Annotated in this window: 1 protein-coding gene (running past one end of the window); it reads left to right on the top strand. The window is 70.2% G+C overall.

What is annotated here, in order from left to right; genetic code table 11:
- Positions 1-23,269: the 3' portion of a non-ribosomal peptide synthase/polyketide synthase gene (locus GR168_RS13725; protein WP_159370975.1), read on the top strand. It extends 3,155 nt beyond the left edge of the window; 23,269 of the gene's 26,424 nt are visible here — the last part of the coding sequence; the start codon falls outside the window, past its left edge; it ends in the stop codon at positions 23,267-23,269.

Raw genomic sequence — 23,269 nt, 5'->3', positions numbered from 1 at the left:
GCGCGATCTGGACCCACTGATCGGGATGTTCGTCAACACGCTGGCGCTGCGCAGCCGGGTGCGGCGAGCGGCCTCGTTCACCGACCTGCTGGCCGACATCCGCGAGATCGACGTGACCGCACTCGATCACGCCGATCTACCGTTCGAGACCGTGGTCGACGAGGTCGTCGCGGTACGCGACACCGCGCATCCGCCGCTGGTCCAGGTCGCCCTGGCATTCCAGAACGCCGCAAGGCCGACCGTCGAACTGCCGGGGCTCATCGTCTCCGAGATCGAGGCCCCGGTCACCACCGCCAAGGTCGACCTGCAGATCACCGTCCTCGACGAGCCGGGCCGCAACCCGGCCGACGACACGCGCGTGATCGTCACCTACGCCACCGCCCTCTTCGACGCCGGCACGGTGGACGCGTTCGTCCGTCGGATGACCGCCATCGCGCGAGCGGTGGTGAGCGAGCCGCACGCGCCGGTCGGCGACCTGCCCGCCGGAGACGAGCACGCGGATGCGGTGATCGCGGCACCGGGTCTCGCGTCGGCGAGGTCGACGCTCGCCGACCTGCTGGACGCCGCGATCGCCGTGAACCCCGACGGCATCGCGGTCACCGAGAACGGGCAGCACCTGACGTACACCGAGCTCGACCTCCGTACGCGCCGGCTGGCCGGCGTGCTCCGTGCGCGTGGCGCCGGGCCGGACGCCGTCATCGCCCTCGCCACACCGAGATCTCTCGAAGGCACGGTCGGGTTCTGGGCCATCGCGCGCACGGGCGCGGCGGTGGCGCCCGTCGACCCCGGCCTGCCCGGGGAGCGCCTGCGCTACATGCTGGACACCGTCGACGCACGTCTCGGGGTCACCTCGTCCGAGGTCGTCGCCGGGCTGCGACCGGCGGCTGCCGCGGTGGACTGGGTCGTTGCCGAACAGCCCGGCGGTCCGGACGAGACCGGAGTCGTCGCGTTCGCCCGACGTCCGCGACCCGACGAGACGGCCTATGTCATCTTCACGTCGGGCTCGACCGGCCGGCCGAAAGGCGTCGCGGTCACCCACCGCGGACTGGCCGACCTGGTCGCCGATGCCCGTGCGAGATTCGGACTCACGCCGGCGGCCCGCGTACTCCGCTTCGCGGCACCGGGTTTCGACGCCGCGGTGTTCGAGACGCTGGTCGCGATGGCGGCGGCGTCGACCATGGTCGTCGCGCCCGGCGGGGTCACGGGCGGCACCGAACTCGCGGCGATCCTGCGGCGGGAGCGCATCACCCACGCGACGATCACCCCGACCGCCCTCGCCACGGTGTCCGAGGCGGTCACCGAATCGGGCGCGGCGACCGGCACCGGGTTCCCCGATCTCGAGGTCATCTCCGTCGCCGGTGACGTCTGTTCGCCGGAACTGGTCCGGGCCTGGTCCGCCGGTCGCTCGATGCACAATCTCTACGGTCCCACCGAGACCACCATCTGGGCGACATCGTCGGCACCGATGCGGCCCGACTCCGCGGTCACCATCGGCGGTCCGATCGCCGGTGTCACCGCCGCAGTTCTCGATCCCCGCCTACATCCCGTTCCCGCCGGCGTGGCCGGTGAACTGTATCTGGCGGGTTCCGCCCTCGCCGCCGGCTACGTCGGCCAGCCCGCGCTGACCGCCGAGCGCTTCGTCGCGGCACCGTTCGGCGCGCCGGGCGAGCGGATGTACCGGACCGGTGATCTCGTACGATGGCGCCGACGGAGCGGCCGCTGGACGCTGGACTTCCTGGGCCGCAGCGACTTCCAGGTCAAGATCCGGGGTTTCCGGATCGAGCTCGGTGAGATCGACGCGGTTCTCGGCGAGCACCCCGGGGTGGACTTCTCGACGACCGCCGGAATCGAGCACCCGACCTCGGGTGAGACGGTCCTCGTGTCCTGGGTCCATGGTGTCGCCGGCGCTGCGCCCGACACCGCAGACGTCGCGACCCACGCGGCTCGACGGCTCCCCGCCCACATGGTGCCCACCGTGATCGTGCCGATCGACGACATCCCGCTGACGGCCACCGGAAAGCTCGACAGCAGGGCGTTGCCCACACCGCGTTTCGGTGGACATGTCCACGTCCGTCCGTCGACGGCAACCGAGCAGGCGATCGCCGCGGTCTACGCCGAGGTCCTCGGACTCGATGCCGTGGAGGAGGTGTCGGCCGAGGCGTCATTCTTCGATCTCGGCGGCACCTCGCTGTCGGCGACCCGGGTGGTGGCCCGCCTGGGTGGCTCGCTCGGTGTGGAGATCGGAGTCCGTGCGCTGTTCGAGACGCCGACGGTACGGGCGCTGGCCGCCGCCGTCGATGCGGGGGAACACGGTCGCGGTGCCGATCTGCCCGCGCTCGAGGGGATCCGCCGGCCGGATCCGGTACCCCTCTCGTACGCCCAGCGCCGGATGTGGTTCCTCAACCAGTTCGATCCGCACTCCGCCGCCTACGTGATCCCCATCGTGGTCCGTCTGCGCGGCGACCTCGACGTGTCCGCGATGCGGGCGGCGATCCTCGACGTCGTCGACCGCCACGAGGTGCTGCGCACGATCTACCCGACGACGACGCCCGACGGCGACACCGGCGCGGAATCCATCGCGACCGGGTCCGCGTCGGCCGAAACGGGCGCTCGCGCCGTCGGTGTCGAACCCGTGGCGCATGCACCTGACGACTGGGCCGGGCGCATCACGATCGGGCACACCGTGGTCCCGCCGCGGGCCGCCGCATCCTCCGACGAGGTCGTCGACCAGGAGATCCACGAACTCATCACGACCACGTTCGACGTGACGACGGACCTACCGGTGCGGGTGCGCGTCATCACCGCGTCGGCGGATCAACACGTACTCGTCATCGCGCTGCACCACATCGCCGCCGACGGTGAGTCGGCGCCGGTGCTGGCGGCCGAGATCGCGCGGGCGTACGCGGCCAGGCGGTCGGGCCGCGCGCCGGACTGGCCGGCCCTGCGCTTCCAGTACGCGGATTACGCGGTGTGGCAACGACATCGGCTCGGTGACCCCGCGGACGCCGACTCCCTGATCGCGCGCCAGTTGCGGTTCTGGGTCGAGCGGTTGACCGGTCTGCCCGACATCCTCCCGCTGCCGATCGATCGCCCGCGCCCCGCCGAAACCGACGGACGCGCGGCCACCGTGCGGTGGTCGTTGCCCGCGGCCGTCGTGTCGCGACTGCGCCGCCGTGCCGCCGCCCGCCGTGCCACCCTGTTCATGGTCGCGCACACGGCCACCGCCGCGGTCCTCGCGCGCCTGACGTCGACGAACCGGATCGCCGTGGCCACGCCCGTCGCAGGACGAGGCCGACGCGAGATCGACCAGCTGATCGGCATGTTCGTCAACACCGTCATCCTGTCGGTCGACGTCGAGCCGCACCTCACCGTCGGCGCGTTGCTCGAGCAGGTCAAGAACGCCGACCTCGCGGCGTTCGACAACGCCGACGTGCCGTTCGAGCGGGTGATCGACGCGGTGAACCCGCAGCGCATCGAGAACGTGGAGCCGCTCGCCCAGGTGCTGCTCGTCCACTCCACAAGCGGCGGACCGGTGCTCGGCACACTGGCCGATCTCGACACCGAGTTCGTCGAGATCGAGGACACCGCCGCGAAATTCGACCTCACCATCGGTTTCCGCGAGACCGCCGACGGTGGGCTGACCGGCTCGATCGCCTATGCCACTGCGCTGTTCGACCCGGCGACCGCGGAGATGATCTCCGCGGCGTTGTCCGCGGCGCTCAGCTCGCTCGCCGACGACGCCGACCTACCGGTCGCCGACCTCCCAATCCTCACCGCAGCCGAAGCTGATGCGCAACAGCAGCTCTCGGTCGGACCCGCGGTCGTCCTGCCCGACCTCACGATCCCGGCGGCGATCGCGGCCGCCGACCATCTGCGAGCGTCGGAGGCGGTCGCGGTGCGTTTCGGGGGCCGCACTCTCACCCACCGCGAGTTCGCCGCGCGGGTGGCCACCCTCGCGCGGGAACTCATCGCGCTCGGGATCGGCCCGGAGGACTGCGTCGCGGTGTGCATGCCGCGGTCGATCGAACTGGTCATCGCGGTCCACGCGGTACTCGCCGCCGGCGGTCAGTACATGCCGGTGGCACCCGACGCTCCCTCCGACCGCGTTCGCCACATGGTCGACACCGCGCACGCGAGGATCGCGCTGATCTGCGACGACCGGGCGCCCGCGGCGCACGTTGTCCCCCGCGCGATCGTGGTGGACGCCGCGAACCCGGTCGACCTCGACACCGTCCCGGTCGCCGCCGACGAACTTTTGTCGATACTGCGCCCCGACCACGCGGCGTACACCATCTTCACGTCGGGGTCCACCGGCCGACCCAAGGGCGTCACGGTGTCCCATCGCGCCGTACTCAACCGATTGCGATGGGGAGTCGACGAATTCGGGATCGGACCGCACGACTCGATCCTCCTGAAGACGCCCTTCACCTTCGACGTGTCGGTGCCCGAACTGCTGACCCCGGCGCTGACCGGCGCCCGGTTGGTCATCGCGCCCGACGACGCCCATCTCGATCCGCATTCGATGGCTCGGCTGATCGACGCCGAGCAGATCACCACGGTGCACTTCGTACCGTCACTGCTCGCCGTGTTCATCGACGAGATTCCCGGCGCCGGTGACATTCGGCCCGCTCGCTCCGCTCCCGGCGCCGGTGAGATCCGCGACGATGCTGCTTCGCCCCTGCCGAGCCTGCGACACCTCTACTGTTCCGGTGAAGCCCTGCCACCGGCGACGCTGCTGGCGACGCGCGTGGCGCTCCCACACGTACGCGTCTCCAACCTGTTCGGTCCCACCGAAGCCGCCGTCGAGGTCGCCGTCGCGACTCCGGACCCCGGCGCGGACGTGGTGCCCATCGGGCGGCCGGTGTGGAACACCCAGACGTTCGTCTTCGACGCACGGTTGCGTCCCGTGCCGGCGGGCGTCACCGGCGAGTTGTATCTGGGAGGCGTCCAGCTCGCCCGCGGGTATGCGGCGCGGCCGGACCTCACCGCCGAACGGTTCGTCGCCGATCCCGCAGGCGGCGGCCGACGCCTGTACCGCACCGGCGACCTCGTCCGGCGTAACCGTGCGGGCGACCTGGAGTACCTGGGACGCAGCGACTTCCAGGTCAAACTCCGCGGACAGCGGATCGAACTCGGTGAGATCGAGGCGATCCTGTCCGGCATCGACGGTGTACGCCAGGCCGTGGTCACCGTCGCGCGCGCCCCGGGCGGTTCGGACCACTTGGTGGGATATCTCATCGGACCCGGCGGCGGCGGACCGGACGGGGACGGGTTCATCGCACGCGCGCGGGAGGCGGTGGCCGCGTCGTTGCCGGCGTACATGCGGCCGACACTGTGGGTGCCGCTGACCGAAGCGCCGCTCGGCAGCACCGGCAAACTGGACCGGAAATCGCTCCCGGCGCCTCGCTTCGACCCGTTGTCGGAAGCCGTCCACGCCGACGCCGCACCCGCCGACGACGCGGAACGGACCGTCGCAGCAGTCGTTGCATCACTGCTCGGGGTCGAGGACGTCGCGGTGACCCGGTCGTTCTTCGAACTCGGCGGGGACTCCATCGCATCCATCCGCCTCACGTCGATGCTGCGCGCCGCGGGGCTCCATCTGACCCCGCGCGATGTGTTCGCGGCGTCGACCATCCGTGAGCTGGCCCGTCGTGCACAGACGGAGGCGATCCAAGGACTCGACGAAATGCCGGGCGGGGCAATCGGTCCGGTCGGGATGACCCCGGGCCTGGCGTGGATGCTCGACCTCGCCGACGACCCGGACGACCTCGCGGACTTCTCGCAGAGCACGGTGCTTGCGCTCCCGGTCGAGGCGGACGAGGCCGCGGTACGTGCGGTGGTGACCGCGGTCGTCGCGGCCCATCCGATGCTGACCGCATCGCTGCGCACCGACTCCGTCGGTTCGCTGTGGTCCGACTCCGTCGGTTCGCTGTGGTCCGACTCCGTCGGGGAGCCGACTGTCGTGGCGGGCGACGGCGACCCGGGTGACATCACGGTCGAGATCCTCGACCGATCGGACATCTCGACATCGAGCCGGCCATCGACGCCGGCGCGCTCCTTCGACGGCGCCATCCGGGCCGCCCACGCGCGCGCCCTCGCGACCTTGTCGCCGGCGGAGGGACGACTGGTCGCGGCGATCGGCGTCCGCTTCGCCGACGGCACCGGGCGACTCGTCGTCGCCGCCCATCATGTCGGCGTCGACGCCGTGTCGTGGCCGACCATCGTGGCCGGTCTGGGGCGCGCGTGGTGGCAGTACCGCAACGGGGAGACACCGGGACTTTCGGCCTCGGGCACCTCGTTCCGGCGCTGGTCGGGTGTGCTGGCCGGACTCGCCGACCGCGCGGAGGAGATCGAGTGGTGGTCGCGCCAGCTGCCGCCGACCCCGGCGGAGTGGGAGATCGACCGGACCCGGGACCGTCTCGCGACCACGATCTCGGTGTCCCGCACCATCGGCGCCGGTCTGGCCGAGCGTGTCTTGAGCACGGTCACCGAGACGTTCGGTGCGCGCCCGGACACCGTGGTGGCCGCGGCCGTGGCATTCGCGCTGCGGGATCCGGTCACGGCGTCCGGTCCGGTGTCGATGGTGATCGAGAACCACGGCCGCGAAGAGGGCATCGCACCCGGCGCCGACCTGACCGAGACGGTCGGATGGTTCACCTCGTTCGTACCCGTGAGCGTCGACGTCCCCGGGCCGGTGGAGGCGACCAGCACAGCCGCTCGGGGTGAGACCGTCGCGGACGTCACCCCCGGTCATCGTCTGGCGACGATGGTCAAGGCGCTCAAAGACACTCAGTCCCGAATGCCGGACAACGGCATCGCGTTCGGGCCCCTGCGATGGTTGCGTCCCGGCTCGCCGCTGCGACACCGGCCCCTCCCGCCGATCACGGTCAATTACCTGGGTCTGCTCGGGGGCGGAGACATCGACGACACCGATTCGACGGCAACGGATTTCGTGCCGATCGGGGACGCGCCGCCGCTTCCGCCGTCGGTTCGGGGAGACATGATCGCATTGGCGGCGCTGACCGTGACGGCCGCCTCGGTGGCGACCGCGGGGGGTCGGGAGTTGCGAGTGGACCTCACCGCACCCGAGGGGTTGTTCGACGAGTCCGCGCTGGGCGGGATCGCCGATCGCTGGGAATCTGCACTGTCCTCGCTCGCCGCGTATGTGGATGCCGTGGGCGACCCGGGTCCGAGCGAGACCGACGTGATCGGCGGGCTCGACCAGACGGACATCGACCACGTGCTCGCCACCCGGACACGCGCAGCACGGACGCGCGGCCGCTACGCGATCTGGCCGCCGACGCCGCTCCAACAGGGGCTCTTCTACGAGGCCCAGCGGCTGGTCGGCGTCGATCCCTATGTGACCCAGTCGGTCATCGAGTTCGACGGAGCTCACCCCGCCGACATGATCCTGCCGGCAGTCCGCGAACTACTGACCAGGCAACGGGTACTGCGCTCGGGGTTCACCCGCACACCGTCGGGTCGGCTGGTCGTGGTGGTACCCCCGGCCGATCATCCCGCGGTGACCGAACCCGACTTCCGCGGCGTGGACCTCACCGGTCTGAGCATGGCCGACGCGGCCTCGCGGATCGTGCAGATCGCCGACGAGGACCTACGACGCCCGTTTGTCCTGGACGACCCGCCGCTCATCCGGTTCTCCGCGGTGTCCCACGACACGGTGACGGGCCCGGCGTACACACTGGTCATCACCGCACACCACATCATCCTGGACGGATGGTCGGGGCCGATTCTCGTCGCCGACCTCCTCGCGGCCCACCTCGGCCGCCCGGCGATCACGCCGGCACGTGACTTCGAGTCCTACCTCGATTGGCTCGACCGACGCGACGCCGCGACCGCGATCACCGCCTGGCGCGAGCATCTCGCCGACATCGTTCCGACGCTGGTCCGTCCACAGGTGCACCCCGGTGCCGACCGCGAGCCCCGGCGGCACGAGGTGACGGCGCGGGTGTCCGCGACCACCCGGGGCGCCCTCGAACGGACGGTGCGGACGCTGGGCACGACGACGAGCACCGTGCTGAATGCGGCGTGGTCGATCGTGTTGTCCCGCTTCACCGGCGAGCAACGAGTCGTCTTCGGTGAGACGGTGTCGGGGCGGCCCGCCGACCTCGACGGTGCCGACGGCATGATCGGCCTGTTCATCAACACCGTGCCGGTCGTTGCCGACGTCGCACCGGGTCGATCGCTGGCCGCTCTCATCGGTGAACTGCACCACGCCCGCGCCCGCATGCTCGACCACCAGTTCGTCGGACTCGGCGACATCACCGCGGCGACCGGGCATGCGCGCCTGTTCGACACCCTCGTGGTCTTCGAGTCGTATCCGGTCGACGTGGACACGGTCGTGGCGGGGTCGCGGACCTCGGGCCTCGAGATCCGCGACGTGAGCACGTCCGACGCCACGCACTATCCGCTCGCGCTCATCGCCGCACCGGAGGGCGACGACCTCTGCCTCACGGTCAAGACGGATCTGTCCGTCGTCGGCGAGGGTGTCGCCGAGACGGTCGCCGCCATGCTGACCGACCTCCTCGACGCGGTGATCGACGACCCGTCCCTGCCGGTGGCCGCGCTCGACCCGATGCCGACTGCCCTGCGCCCGACGGTCGAGGGTTGGTCGCGTGGTGTGGAGGTGGGGTTGGGGTGGTCGGGTCGTTCGGTGGGGTCGGTGGTTGCTGAGCGGGTGGGGTTGTCGGTGGGTTCGGTGGCGGTGCGGGTGGGTGGTCGGGTGGTGTCGTATGGGGAGTTCGGTGGGTTGGTGGGGGGTGTTGCGCGGGAGTTGTCGGGGTTGGGTGTGGGTGTGGATTCGGCTGTGGGTGTGGTGATGTCGCGGTCGTTGGAGTTGTTGGTGGCGGTGCATGCGGTGGTGGCTGTGGGTGGTCGGTATGTGCCGGTGGAGGTGGATGCGCCTGCGGAGCGGGTGGGGTTCATGTTGTCGACGGCGGGTGTGGGTGTGGTGTTGGTGCGGGCGGGGGATGTGGGTGGGGGGAGTGTTGTTGCGGGGGTTGAGGGGGTTGTGGGTGTTGGGGGTGTGCGGCGTGTGGTGGTGGATTGTGGTGAGGGGGTGGGTGTTTCGGTTGATGGTGTGGTGGTTGGTGAGGGGTTGGGTGTGGGTTTGTTGGGTGAGGTGGTGTCGGGTGTGGGGGAGGTGCCGGGTGGTGCGGGTGTGTACACGTTGTTCACGTCTGGGTCGACGGGTCGGCCGAAGGGTGTGACGGTGTCGCAGGCTGCGGTGGTGAATCGGTTGGGGTGGATGCAGTCGTTGTTCGGGTTGCAGGGGCGGGATGTGGTGTTGTGGAAGACGCCGGTGTCGTTTGATGTGTCGGTGTGGGAGTTGTTCTGGCCGTTGATGGTTGGTGCTTCGGTGGTGGTGGCGGAGCCGGGTGGTCATCGGGATCCGTGGTATGTGGCGTCGGTGGTGGAGCGGTTCGGGGTGTCGGTGTGTCATTTTGTGCCGTCGATGTTGTCGGTGTTTGTGGATGCTCTCGGGGAGTCGGTGCAGCAGGATTCGGGCCGGCTGGGTTCGGGCGGGCTGGGTTCGGGGTTGGGGTCGTTGCGTCAGGTGTTTTGTTCGGGTGAGGCGTTGGGTGTGGGTGCGGTGGAGGGGTTGCGGGGGTTGGTGCCGGGGGTGCGGGTGGTGAATTTGTATGGGCCGACTGAGGCGGCGGTGGATGTGACGTCGTATGTGGTGTCGGGTGGTGAGGTGGTGGTGCCGATTGGTCGGGCGGTGCCGAATGTGTCGGTGTGGGTGTTGGATTCGCGGTTGCGTCCGGTGCCGGTGGGTGTGGTGGGTGAGTTGTATCTGGGTGGTGTGCAGGTGGCGCGGGGGTATGCGTCGCGGGCGGGGTTGACTGCGGAGCGGTTTGTGGCGGATCCGTTTGGTGGGGTGGGTGTGCGGTTGTATCGGACGGGTGATCGGGTGCGGTGGAGTGGTGTGGGTGAGTTGGAGTATGTGGGTCGTGTTGATTTTCAGGTGAAGTTGCGGGGGCAGCGGATCGAGTTGGGGGAGATCGAAACCGTCCTCGCGAGTGCCGACGACGTGGTCTCGGCAGTCGCGGTCGTGCACGACGACCGGTTGGTCGCGTACGTCACCGGACCGGACGAGTCGGCGGTGTCGCGGTTACGAGACCATGCCGCCCGCAGGCTCGCGTCGTACATGGTTCCCGACACCGTCATGGTGCTCGACGCGTTGCCGCTGAACACCGCGGGTAAGGTCGACCGAAAAGCCCTGCCCGCACCGGATCTCTTCTCCACTCGACGGGTGGAACCGGACACGGACACCGAACACACGATCGTCGCGATGGTCGCCGAGGTGCTCGGCCGCGGTGGGGACGCCACGGCCATTTCGGTGACCGACAGCTTCTTCGACATCGGTGGGCATTCACTGTCGGCCACGCGGGTGGCGGCGCGGGTCGCCCACGCGTTCGGTGTGCCGTTCGGCGTTCGTGAACTCTTCGATGCGCCGAGCGTGCGCGCGATGGCCGCTCTCGTCGACGCGACCCGTCGCACCGACAACAGCGGTTCACCCACCGAGACAGCAGACCTCGGTTCGATCCCGCGTCCTGCCCGCCTCCCGTTGTCGCCGGCGCAGCAACGCATGTGGTTCATCAACCAGTTCGATCCGGGGTCACCGGCCTACAACATCCCGTTCGCCCTACGGGTGCGTGGTCGTCTCGACGTCGTCGCCTTGCGCGCGGCACTCGCTGATGTGATCGACCGGCACGAGGTGCTGAGGACGCGTTACCCACAGGGCGCGGATGGCCGACCGTGGCAGGACATCGCAGCGGCTGACGACGTCACCGTCGATCAGTGGTGGCGGACCGCCGGGGTGGAGACGCTGTCCGCGGAACCGTTCGACGTCACCCGCGACCTCCCGATCCGTGCGGGCATCCTCGGATCCGATCCCGACGACCGCGGTGCACACGACCACGTGCTGGTCGTCGTGCTGCACCACATCGCCGCCGACGGCGAGTCGCTGGCGCCCCTGGTCGATGATCTCCTGCACGCGTACCGGTCCCGCGTCGAGGGTCGCGCGCCTGTCCGTCCTCCGCTCCCGGTGCACTACGCGGACGCCGCGCTCTGGCAGGAGCGCGCCCTGGGCTCGATCGACGACCCGGACTCCGAACTCGGCAGGCAGTCGCGCTGGTGGCGCGATCGCCTCGCCGGCCTGCCCGAGGTTCTCGAGTTGCCCACCGACCGACCCCGTCCGCCGGTGGCGTCCCTCCGCGGGGCGGTGGTGGACCTCGACCTGCCCGCGGGTCTCGCACCCCGCATCGAGGCGTTCGCCCGCGCCCACGGCGTGACCGTGTTCATGGTCTTGCACGCGTCGGTTGCGGTTGTCCTGTCCCGGTTGTCGGGGACGTCGGACATCGCGGTCGGTTCACCGGTGGCCGGCCGTGGCCGTACCGAGCTCGACGCCCTGATCGGCATGTTCGTCAACACTCTGGTCCTACGCACGGAGGTTGACGCCTCGGCTACGTTCGAGGAACTGATTCGGTTGGTGCGGGACACCGACCTCGATGCGTTCGCCGCGGCCGACGTGCCCTTCGAGTACCTCGTCGATGCCCTCGCCCCGGCGCGCAGCGAGGCGTTCGCGCCGTTGACCCAGGTGCTGTTGACCCTCGAGCAGACCCCGGTGGGGGAGTTGTCCGCGCCGGGGCTGACGATCACGCCCGTGGAGGCCGGTGCGCCCGCTGCCCGGTTCGACCTCGTGATCGGGATGTCCGCCGATCGGGACGACGCCGGTGCCCTCGCCGGCCTGGCCGGCCGGATCGTGTACGCCACCGACCTCTTCGACGAACCTACGGTGCGACGCATCGGTGCGCGGATCGTCGACGTCCTCGACGCGGGCCTCGCCGATCCCGACGTGATCGTCGGCGACATCGACCTCGTCGACGCCACCGAGCGCGCCGCCATCGAGGGTTGGTCGCGTGGTGTGGAGGTGGGGTTGGGGTGGTCGGGTCGTTCGGTGGGGTCGGTGGTTGCTGAGCGGGTGGGGTTGTCGGTGGGTTCGGTGGCGGTGCGGGTGGGTGGTCGGGTGGTGTCGTATGGGGAGTTCGGTGGGTTGGTGGGGGGTGTTGCGCGGGAGTTGTCGGGGTTGGGTGTGGGTGTGGATTCGGCTGTGGGTGTGGTGATGTCGCGGTCGTTGGAGTTGTTGGTGGCGGTGCATGCGGTGGTGGCTGTGGGTGGTCGGTATGTGCCGGTGGAGGTGGATGCGCCTGCGGAGCGGGTGGGGTTCATGTTGTCGACGGCGGGTGTGGGTGTGGTGTTGGTGCGGGCGGGGGATGTGGGTGGGGGGAGTGTTGTTGCGGGGGATGTGGGTGGGGGGAGTGTTGTTGCGGGGGTTGAGGGGGTTGTGGGTGTTGGGGGTGTGCGGCGTGTGGTGGTGGATTGTGGTGAGGGGGTGGGTGTTTCGGTTGATGGTGTGGTGGTTGGTGAGGGGTTGGGTGTGGGTTTGTTGGGTGAGGTGGTGTCGGGTGTGGGGGAGGTGCCGGGTGGTGCGGGTGTGTACACGTTGTTCACGTCTGGGTCGACGGGTCGGCCGAAGGGTGTGACGGTGTCGCAGGCTGCGGTGGTGAATCGGTTGGGGTGGATGCAGTCGTTGTTCGGGTTGCAGGGGCGGGATGTGGTGTTGTGGAAGACGCCGGTGTCGTTTGATGTGTCGGTGTGGGAGTTGTTCTGGCCGTTGATGGTTGGTGCTTCGGTGGTGGTGGCGGAGCCGGGTGGTCATCGGGATCCGTGGTATGTGGCGTCGGTGGTGGAGCGGTTCGGGGTGTCGGTGTGTCATTTTGTGCCGTCGATGTTGTCGGTGTTTGTGGATGCTCTCGGGGAGTCGGTGCCGCAGGATTCGGGCCGGCTGGGTTCGGGCGGGCTGGGTTCGGGGTTGGGGTCGTTGCGTCAGGTGTTTTGTTCGGGTGAGGCGTTGGGTGTGGGTGCGGTGGAGGGGTTGCGGGGGTTGGTGCCGGGGGTGCGGGTGGTGAATTTGTATGGGCCGACTGAGGCGGCGGTGGATGTGACGTCGTATGTGGTGTCGGGTGGTGAGGTGGTGGTGCCGATTGGTCGGGCGGTGCCGAATGTGTCGGTGTGGGTGTTGGATTCGCGGTTGCGTCCGGTGCCGGTGGGTGTGGTGGGTGAGTTGTATCTGGGTGGTGTGCAGGTGGCGCGGGGGTATGCGTCGCGGGCGGGGTTGACTGCGGAGCGGTTTGTGGCGGATCCGTTTGGTGGGGTGGGTGTGCGGTTGTATCGGACGGGTGATCGGGTGCGGTGGAGTGGTGTGGGGGAGTTGGAGTATGTGGGTCGTGTTGATTTTCAGGTGAAGTTGCGGGGGCAGCGGATCGAGTTGGGGGAGATCGAAACCGTCCTCGGCACCACGCCGGGTGTCGCCCAGGTGGTGGTCTCGGTCATGGAACTCGCTGCGGGAGAACAACTCGTGGCTCACGTCACCGGAGCGGATGTCGACGTCGAGAAGCTGAGCGCGACGGCTGAGCAGCTACCCGCGTACATGCGGCCCACGTCCTGGGTCGTCCTGGACGCGTTGCCGTCGAACACCGCGGGCAAGGTGGACCGCAAGGCGCTGCCCGCGCCGGATTTCGTCGCCGCCGAACGCGTGCTCCCCGAGACCGACGCCGAAGTCGCGATCGCCGGTGTCTTCGCCGACGTGCTCGGGCTGTCTGCCGCGGACTCGGTGTCGGTGACCGACAGCTTCTTCGATCTCGGCGGCAACTCGCTGGCCGCGACCCGACTCGCGGCCCGCGTCTCCCGGATGCTCGGCGTCCCGGTACGGGTGCGAGACGTCTTCGACGCCCCGACGGTCCGGGATCTCGCGCGTCGAACTCAGGCGGCAGACATCGCCGGGGCCGGAACCGCAGTCCCGGATCGGTCGACTGCACCGGCCCGTCCGTCGGTCTTGCCTCTCTCGAGCGCCCAGCGCCGCATGTGGTTCATCAACCAGTACGAGCCGGCGGTGGCGTCGTACATCATCCCGTTCGCATTCCGACTCCGCGGCACGGTCGAGGTCGAACATCTCCGTCGAGCGCTCGCGGACGTGGTCGCGCGTCACGAGGTTCTCCGGACCACCTACCCGGTGTCCCGCGACGGACGCCCCGAGCAACGAATCCACGACGTCGATCCGGAGAATCCCGGATTCGACTGGGCGGTGGCGGATTCCGAGTCCGAAGCGCTGGCCGTCGCCGCCGAGCCATATGACCTGACCCGTGACCTGCCCGTGCGCGCCCGTGTGTTCGTCGATCCCGGTACGAGTGCGCTGCTGGCCGTCAGCATCCATCACATCGCCGCCGACGGCGAGTCGGGTCGGGCGCTGTCGCGCGATCTGCTCACCGCGTACTCGGCACGACGCGACGGTCGAAGTCCGGACTGGCCGCCGCTCCCGCTCCAGTACGCCGATCATGTCCTGCGGGCCGCCGGACGATCGGAGGAGCAGGATGAGCACCGGCAGTGGTGGGCCCGCCGGCTCGACGGCGCCCCGGTCCTCATGGATCTGCCGACCACCTATCCACGTCCGGCCACGCCGACCATGTGGGGTGCGACCGTCGAGTTCGTCATCCCCGGACGCGTCGCGCAGGGGGTCGGCATCCTCGCCCGCGCCGGCGACGCCACCGCATTCATGGTGCTCCACGCCGCACTCGCCGCGGTGCTGGGTCGGCTGTCGGGGAGTCGCGACATCGTCATCGGGACCGCCGCCGCGGGCCGCGACGGCGACACCGACGACTTGATCGGCATGTTCGTCAACACGGTCGCGCTGCGGACCCCGATCGTCCCCGCACAGCCGTTCGCCGACCTCCTGCGGGTGGTGCGCGAGGTGGATCTCGACGCCCTCGATCACGCCGGCGTGCCCTTCGACGACGTCGTCGACGAACTCGGGGTGGCCCGCACCGCGTCCCATGCGCCACTGGTCCAGGTGCTGCTCACCACGTCCGATCTCGCCGCCCCCGGCGCCCCCGGTGGGCAGATCGCCGGCCTCGACGTCGAACCCGTTGCCGTCGAGGACAACTCGGCAAAACTCGACCTGACCCTCGGTGTTCTGACGGACCCGGCCGAGGGGGCTCCGTGGCGCGGTTCGCTCACCTACGCAACGGACCTCTTCGACGACTCCGCCGCGCGCCGGCTCGCGGACCGATTCGTCGGCGTACTGACGTCCGCGGTCGGCGACAGCACACTGCCGGTCGGGGACCTCGAGCTGCTGACCCCGGACGAGGAGATGATCCCGCTCGTCTCGGGCGACCCCGATCCCGCTCCGGGACTCCTCTCGGACCTGCTCGTCGACGCGGCGCGGATGCGTCCGACCCACCCGGCCGTCGTCGACCCCGTCGCCCCGGACCCCGAACACGTCTGGACCTATGCCGAACTCGATTCGGCGAGTTCGCATCTCGCGAGGGTCCTCATCGACCGCGGTATCGGTCCGGAGGACGTGGTCGTCAGTGCGTTCCCGCGCTCGGCGACGGCGCAGCTCGCATTGTGGGCAGTGGCCAAGACCGGTGCGGTGTACTGCCCGATCGACCCCCGCTACCCCGCGGAACGCATCGCTCGGGTCCTGGACGCCGCGAACGCCGTGCTGGTGCTCACCGACGGGAGTGTGGAAGGGCCGGCCGCCGACACGGCCTCCACGTGGCCGCCGCGACTGCTGCTCGACTCGGCGCTCGTCGCCGACCTGCGCAGACGCCGGGCGCTCGACCCGCCGCGTCGCAACCGGCCGGTGACACCCGACTCCGGCGCCTACATGATCTTCACCTCCGGATCGACCGGGACGCCGAAGGGGGTGCTCGTGACGCACCGCGGCCTCGCGGGTGTCAGCGCGGTGCTGCGCGACCGGCACCGATCCGGGCCCGATGCGCGCTGGCTGGCGATCAGCTCGCCCGCATTCGATGCCGCCATGCTCGAGGTCCTCGGTGCCTACGGCAGTGCTGCGACGCTCGTCGTCGCGCCTCCCGAGGTGTACGGAGGCCGCGAGCTGGCCGACTTCGTCACGACGCACCGCACCACCCACGCCTTCCTGGTGACGTCGGTGGCGGCGTCGTTGCCGGATCCCGGTCGCCTACCCATGACCGACGTCCTCGTCGGCGGCGAGGCCGTCCCCGACACCGAGAAAGACCGGTGGGCCCCGCACGTGGGGTTCCACAACGGTTACGGACCAACCGAGACCACGATCATCAGCGTCACCTCGGCCCCGATCGGCGTCGACGAGCCGGTCCACCTCGGCAGCCCGGTCCCCGGCGCGAGCGCCCATGTCCTGGACGAGCGGCTGCATCCGGTGCCGCCGGGGGTCGTCGGGGAGCTGTACCTCGCCGGTCCCGAACTCGCACGCGGTTACCACGGACGGCCGGCGCTGACCGCCGAGCGCTTCGTCGCCGCCGTCGACGGGGCACCGGGCACGCGGATGTACCGGACCGGGGATCTCGTGCGCCGGGACCGCAGCGGCGGATTGGTCTACGTCGGCCGCGCCGACTTCCAGGTCAAATTGCGCGGACAACGGCTCGAACTCGGTGAGATCGAGGCCGTCCTGACCGCACACCCGCAGGTGCGGACGGCGGCGGTCATCGGGGTCGGGAACCCGGTGACCTCGCTGGCCGGCTACGTCGAACCCGTCGACCCCGAACGGCCGGTCGAGATCTCCGCCCTCCGTGAACATCTCGCGACCCATCTGCCATCGCACATGGTCCCGGCGGCACTCTCGGTGCTCGACTCCATGCCGCGCAGCCCGATCGGGAAGATCGACCGGGCCGGCCTCCCCGCCATCGAGCCGTCGAATGTCGACGCCGAACGCGTTCCGCCGTCGACGCACACCGAGCGGTTACTCGCGGCCATCGTCGGCGAGGTTCTCGGACTCGATGACGTGTCGGTGACCGCTGACTTCTTCGTCGTCGGCGGCAACTCGTTGTCGGCCACGCGTGTGAGTGCCCGCGTGGGGGACGCTTTCGGGGTCCGCGTCGGTGTCCGCGACGTCTTCGAGGCGCCGACGGTTCGCCTGCTCGCGCGTCGCGTCGACGCCGCTTACGACGATGCGTCGCGACCGCCGCCGCTGCGCCGTGTCGATCCGCGGCCCGCGCACATTCCACTGTCGTATGCGCAGCAACGGATCTGGTTCCTGAACCGGTTGGATCCGAATTCGGGGGCCTACACCATTCCGATGGCCGTCCGACTCCGCGGCCGGCTCGACCGGGGTGCGCTACGCGCCGCCGTCGTCGACCTGCTGGCCCGCCACGAGATGCTGCGGACCGTGTTCCCGGCGCCGGGCGGTGAACCGCGGCAGCACATCTTGCCGATCGACGAGGCCCGGGCCCGCCTGCGGTGGGAGGACATCGCGGCTCCGCGGGAGCTCGCCGACCCGGCCGCACTCGTCGGTGATGCTGCCTTCGACATCACCTCCGAGCTGCCGCTGCGTATTCGCCTGTTCGCGGTCGGTGACGGTGGGATCGACACCGACGACCACGTCCTCATCGTCGTACTGCATCACATCGCCGCCGACGGTGAGTCGATGAGGCCGCTCGTCGCCGATCTGTGGGGGGCCTATCTGACGCGTGCCGAGGGCCATGCGCCAGAGGCGGCCGCGCCGGCGATCCAGTTCGCCGATCACGCGCTGTGGCAACGGAAGACGCTGGGGGACATCGACTCGCCGGAGTCCGTTCTCGGTCGCCAGGTCGGCTACTGGGTGAATCGACTGTCGGGGATCCCCGACCTCCTCCCGCTGCCCACGGACCGGCCGCGACCGGCGGTCGCGTCGCAACGGGGCGGTCGCGTCACCGCGGGCATCCCGACCGAACTGACACAGCGGATCGCGGACACGGCCCGCGTCCACGGGGCCACCGAGTTCATGGTCGTCCACGCCGCGCTGTCGATCGTGCTGGCCAGGCTGTCCGCGACCCGCGACATCGTGATCAGCACCCCGGTTGCCGGACGGGGCCATGCGCATCTCGACGACCTCGTGGGCATGTTCGTCAACACCGTGGTCCTGCGCACCGACGTCGACCCCCGGACGCCGGTCGGGGAGTTCCTCGAACGGGTGCGCGTCGACGACATCAACGCCCTCGCACGCGCCGATGTCCCGTTCGAGTACCTGGTGGACCGACTGTCCCCGGTCCGGTCGGAGGCGTTTGCCCCGATCAGCCAGGTGATGCTGTCGGTGCTGCACGATCAGGACACCGGAACGGTCGGGACCGACCCCTCGGGATCGGCGAAACTGACCTTCGAGCCGATCGAGGCGTCCACCGGCACCACCCAGCTCGACCTGACCGTGGCGGTGACGATCCGTCCCGGAGGCGCGTGGGACGTCGAGATCGTTTATGCCACCGACCTGTTCGACGATCCGACCGCTCGCACCGTGATCACCCGCTTGACCAGGGTCCTCGAGGCGGTCGTCGGTGCCGACGACATGGCTGTCGGTGCCATCGACCTGACCGACGCGGCCGAGCGCGCGCGGATCGCCGAACTGGTCGCGGGGCCCGATCTGTCGGTGCCGTGGTCGACGGTCACCGATGCGATCGAGGCGGCCGCGCGACGTTCACCGGAGTCGACGGCCCTGGTGGCCGGTGCGCGATCCGTGACCTACCGCGAGTTCATGGACCGGATCACCCAGCTGGCCGAGACGATGTCCGCACACGGCGTGGGTCCGGAAGTGGCCGTGGGCGTGTGTATCCCGCGGTCGGTGGAGCTGGTGCTCGCGATCCACGCGGTGGTGATGGCCGGCGGCAGCTATGTCAGCATCGACCCGTCGATTCCGCCCGAACGAGTCGCCGCGATGGTCGACGCCGCGTCGATCGCGGTCATCCTGACCGCTGAGGTGACCCCGTCCGCGCTGTCCGATCTGTCGGTACCGACCCTCGTCGTCGACGGAAACGCCCCGCCGGAGGACCGCTCGGGTCCCCGGCCGGAACTCCGTCGACCGTGTCCGGGCAACGCCCTCTACACGTTGTTCACGTCCGGCTCGACCGGAACGCCGAAGGGGGTCACGGTCAGTCACGGCGCCGTACTCAACCGACTCGCATGGATGGCGGTGCGTTCCCCGCTGCGTCCCGACGATGCCGTTCTGCTCAAGACGCCGGTCACCTTCGACGTGTCCGTCCCCGAGTTGTTCGAACCGCTGATGGCCGGGGCCCGCCTCGTCATCGTCGAGGACGGCCGTCACATCGACCCGGCCCATGTCCTCGCCGAGATCGAGCGGCATCGGGTCACCTCGGTGCACTTCGTGCCGTCGATGATGGCGGCGTTCGTCGAGTACATCGGCGACCACCCGCGGCGGCGCGCGGCACTGTCGTCGTTGCGGCGGGTCAACGCGTCGGGCGAGGCACTGCCGGCGGCCACCGCCGAGGCCATGGCGGCGCTCGTGCCGCAGGCGGACCTCGACAACCTCTACGGGCCGACCGAGGCGGCCGTCGAGGTGACGGCGTACCGCTTCGCCCCCGGCGACGTGATCGTGCCGATCGGACGCCCGAACGCGAACACCACCACGTGGGTGCTGGACGACGGGTTGCGCCCGGCGCCGGTCGGGGTGGTCGGCGAGCTGTACGTCGGCGGCGATCAGCTGGCGCGCGGTTATGCCGCCCGGCCCGACCTCACCGCGGAACGGTTCGTGGCCGACCCCACCGGCCCGCACGGAGGGCGCCTCTACCGGACCGGTGACCTGGTGCGCTGGAACACCTCCGGTGCGCTCGAATACCTCGGCCGGGCAGACTTCCAGGTGAAGTTGCGCGGACAGCGCATCGAGCTCGGGGAGATCGAGACCGTCCTCGCCCGTGTCGACGGCATCTCACACGCGGCGGTCACCGTCCGGAGCGGTCCGGCGGGTGATGCACTGGTCGGATACCTCGCCGGCCGTGTCGATCTCGACGCGATCCGTGAGCATCTGCGGCAGGCGTTGCCGCAGTACATGCACCCGACGCAGTGGGTGGTCCTCGATTCGGTCCCGGTGACCGCGACCGGCAAACTCGACCGCCGGGCCCTGCCCGCGCCGCGGAGCGAGCCGGTCGAGATGGTGCCGCCCGCCGACGCCGTCGAAAGGGCGGTGGCCGTCGTCGTCGCCGACGTGCTGGGACTCGACGAGATCTCGGTGACGACGCCGTTCTTCGATCTGGGCGGCAACTCGCTCGCCGCGATGCGGGTCGTCGCCCGGATCGGCGAGCAGCTCGGGACCGACCTCGATGTGCGCGACCTCTTCCGCACCCCGACGGTCCGCGAGCTCGCGCAACTCGTCACGCGTCGTCGGGTCTCCGACCATCCGCTCGTCGCCCGGCCCCGGCCCGAGCGCATCCCGTTGTCGTATGCGCAACAGCGACTGTGGTTCGTCAACCAGTTCGACGTGACGTCCCCGACGTACAACATGCCGATGGCATTCGACATCCGGGGATTCCTCGATGTCGACGCACTACGCGCCGCGGTCGCGGCTGTGATGACGCGACACGAACCGCTGCGGACCGTGTACCCGCTCGGCGACGGCGGGGTGCCGCTACAGCACATCCTCGATCCTTCGGTGGCGGCGGCCCGACTGCGCTGGGAATCGGCCGGGACGCCCGAGGACGCGATGGCGTTGTGCGCGGAGGGATTCGACGTGACGACGCAGCTGCCGTTGCGTGTGGTGACGTCGCTGGTATCAGCGGAGGGTGCGTCGCCGCCGGTGTGTCGAGTCGTGCTGGTCCTGCACCACATAGCCGGCGATGCGGCGTCCCTGGCGATCCTGGCCGCGGAGCTCCTCGGTGGGTACCGCAACGGTCGACGCCCCGAAGACGGGTCGATCGACGTACCGGAGATCGCATACGCCGATCACGCGCTGTGGCAACGCGATGTGCTCGGGGACCTCGACGACCCGACCTCACCGATGGCGGCGCAGTACTCGTTCTGGACCGAGACGCTGGCCGACGTTCCGGCCGCGTTGGAGATCCCCGGTGACCGTCCGCGTCCACCGATCGCCGACCCCACCGGTGGTCGGCTGCCCCTCCAGATCGGCGAGGAGCGCAGCGCGGCGGTGGCGGCGACCGCACGCGTGCACGGCATGACCCCGTTCATGGTCTGTCACGCCGCCTTCGTCGCCGCACTCGCCCGTGTGGCCGATGTGCGGGACATCAGCGTCGGCGCCGCCATCTCCGGTCGCGGGCACGCGGCCACGGCGGGGCTCATCGGGATGTTCGTCAACACCGTGGTGCTCCGCACATCGGTGCACTCCGAGGACACGGTCGAGGACCTGCTCCGCCGGGTCCGCGACGCCGATCTCGCGGCCTTCGCGCACGCCGACATCCCGTTCGAGACCCTCGTCGAGCACCTCACCCCGGTCCGGTCCACCGCCCACGCGCCGCTCGTGCAGGTCATGATCAACTATCTCGGCGAGTCGTCCGGGACACCGGCGGTGCCTGGTATCGGCGCGGACGCCGAGCCGCTCATCGTGGACGGTCTCGAGGTCGTGGCCGTCGAACCGGGGCCGCCGCCGGCGAAGGTCGACCTCACCCTCGGTCTCGCGGAGCGGTCCGTCGGTGCGGCTGTCGAGTTGGTCGGCGAGATCGACTACGCCGCAGCGCTGTTCGACATCGAGACGGTTGCGTCGATACGCGACGTCTTCCTAGGCATGCTCGACGCCGTGACCGGTGACATCGACATGGTGCTGGATGAGGTCGATGTGACCGGTGCCGTTGACGGTGCGTCGCTGATCCTCGACAGCGCGGGCCGGGCGGTACCGGCGCGGGTGCCGGGTGAGTTGCACGAGCGCACGGCAGACGGTTCGCTGCTCGCGACGGGTATGCGGGCGCGGTGGGTCGACGCCTCGACGACACGACCGGAGATCCTCGGGCCGGTCGAGCGTCACCCCCGGATCGGCGGGCGGCGAGTGGATCTCGATGCGGTGGAGGCGGCACTCAACGGCGTGGCGGGCGTCGTCACTGCGGCGGTCGTGGCGTCGGCGTCCGACGGTCAGCCGACGGATGACGGAGTCGAGGTGGGGGCCTGGGTCGTGGTCGACCGCGACGGCCCCGGCGCCTCCGACCTCCGACGCGAGCTGTCGAGAGTGCTGCCCGCACACTGTATCCCGACGGTGATCAGCGTCGTCGACGCCATCCCGGTCGGCGCGGACGGGCGACCCGGACGCCGCGAGGTCGCGTCGCTCATGACCGCAGCCGGTGGGGGACGCGAGGACGCCGAGCCCGCGGCCCCGACCGGCCGCTGGGAAGTGACGGTGGCCGAAGCGATGTCGGAGATCACCGGGACTGCGGTGACCGACGCGGACCAGGGTTTCTTCGACCTCGGCGGGACCTCGCTGTCGGCGGTGCGGCTGGTGTCGCTGCTGCGGCGACGGACCGGACTGCCCGTCGAGGTCGCATGGATCTTCGCCGGACCCACACCGCGCGATCTCGGCGCCCGGCTCGCTGCTCAGGCGACGCACGAGGAATCCACCGACACCGCCGACCCGCGGGGTCAGGTGGTCGTGCCGCTACGGGCGGACGGCAGCCGCGAACCGGTCTTCTGCGTCCACCCCGCCGACGGGTTGGCGTGGCTGTTCGCCGGTCTCACACCGTATTTCGACGACCGGCCGGTTTTCGGTCTGCAGGACCCCTTCGTGGTGGCCGGCGACACGGCCGCCACGTCGATCCGCGAACTCGCCGCGCGGTATGTGGCCGAGATCCGGGCGATCGTCCCGCAGGGGCCCTACCACCTCGTCGGTTGGTCCCTCGGCGGGCTCATCGCCCAGGAGATGGCGGCCGAATTGCGTTCGCAGGGTGCCGAAGTCGGGTTCCTCGGCCTCCTCGACAGCTATCCCGCGACCGGTGACGAACTCGAGACCGGCGGTGGACTCGAGACCGACGGGGCGCCGGCGCGCGCCGAGGTGTCCGCGGAAGATGCGCGAGCCACGGTCGCGGACCTGCTCGGCGGGTGGCGAGCGGTCATCGACGTCGACGCGGTGACCGCCTCCGACGATCCGGCCGCGATGGCGGCGGCGGTCCGCGAGCGGGTCGTCGGCCTCGGGCTCCTCGACGGCGCCGCCTTCGACCGCATGCTCCAGCGGATGGCGACGTCGGCCCGACGTGCCGTCGACCATCGGCCCCGAACCTACGACGGCGACGCGATGCTCGTCGTCGCGGCGGCGGGGGAGGCCGACCCGGACACCACCGCCGGACGCTGGACACCGTTCCTCGGCGGGCGGGTCACCCGTGTCGACGTCGATGCCGATCACCTCGGCATCGTCGGTACCGACGCGCTCGAGGTGATCGGACCGCGGATCGACGCGGCGATCCGCGAGGCCGAGTCGCGCGGCGACAACGCCTGA

Source organism: Gordonia sp. JH63 (genome assembly GCF_009856645.1).
Classification (GTDB): Bacteria; Actinomycetota; Actinomycetes; order Mycobacteriales; family Mycobacteriaceae; genus Gordonia; species Gordonia hongkongensis.
This window is presented reverse-complemented; position numbering and strand designations above follow the sequence as displayed.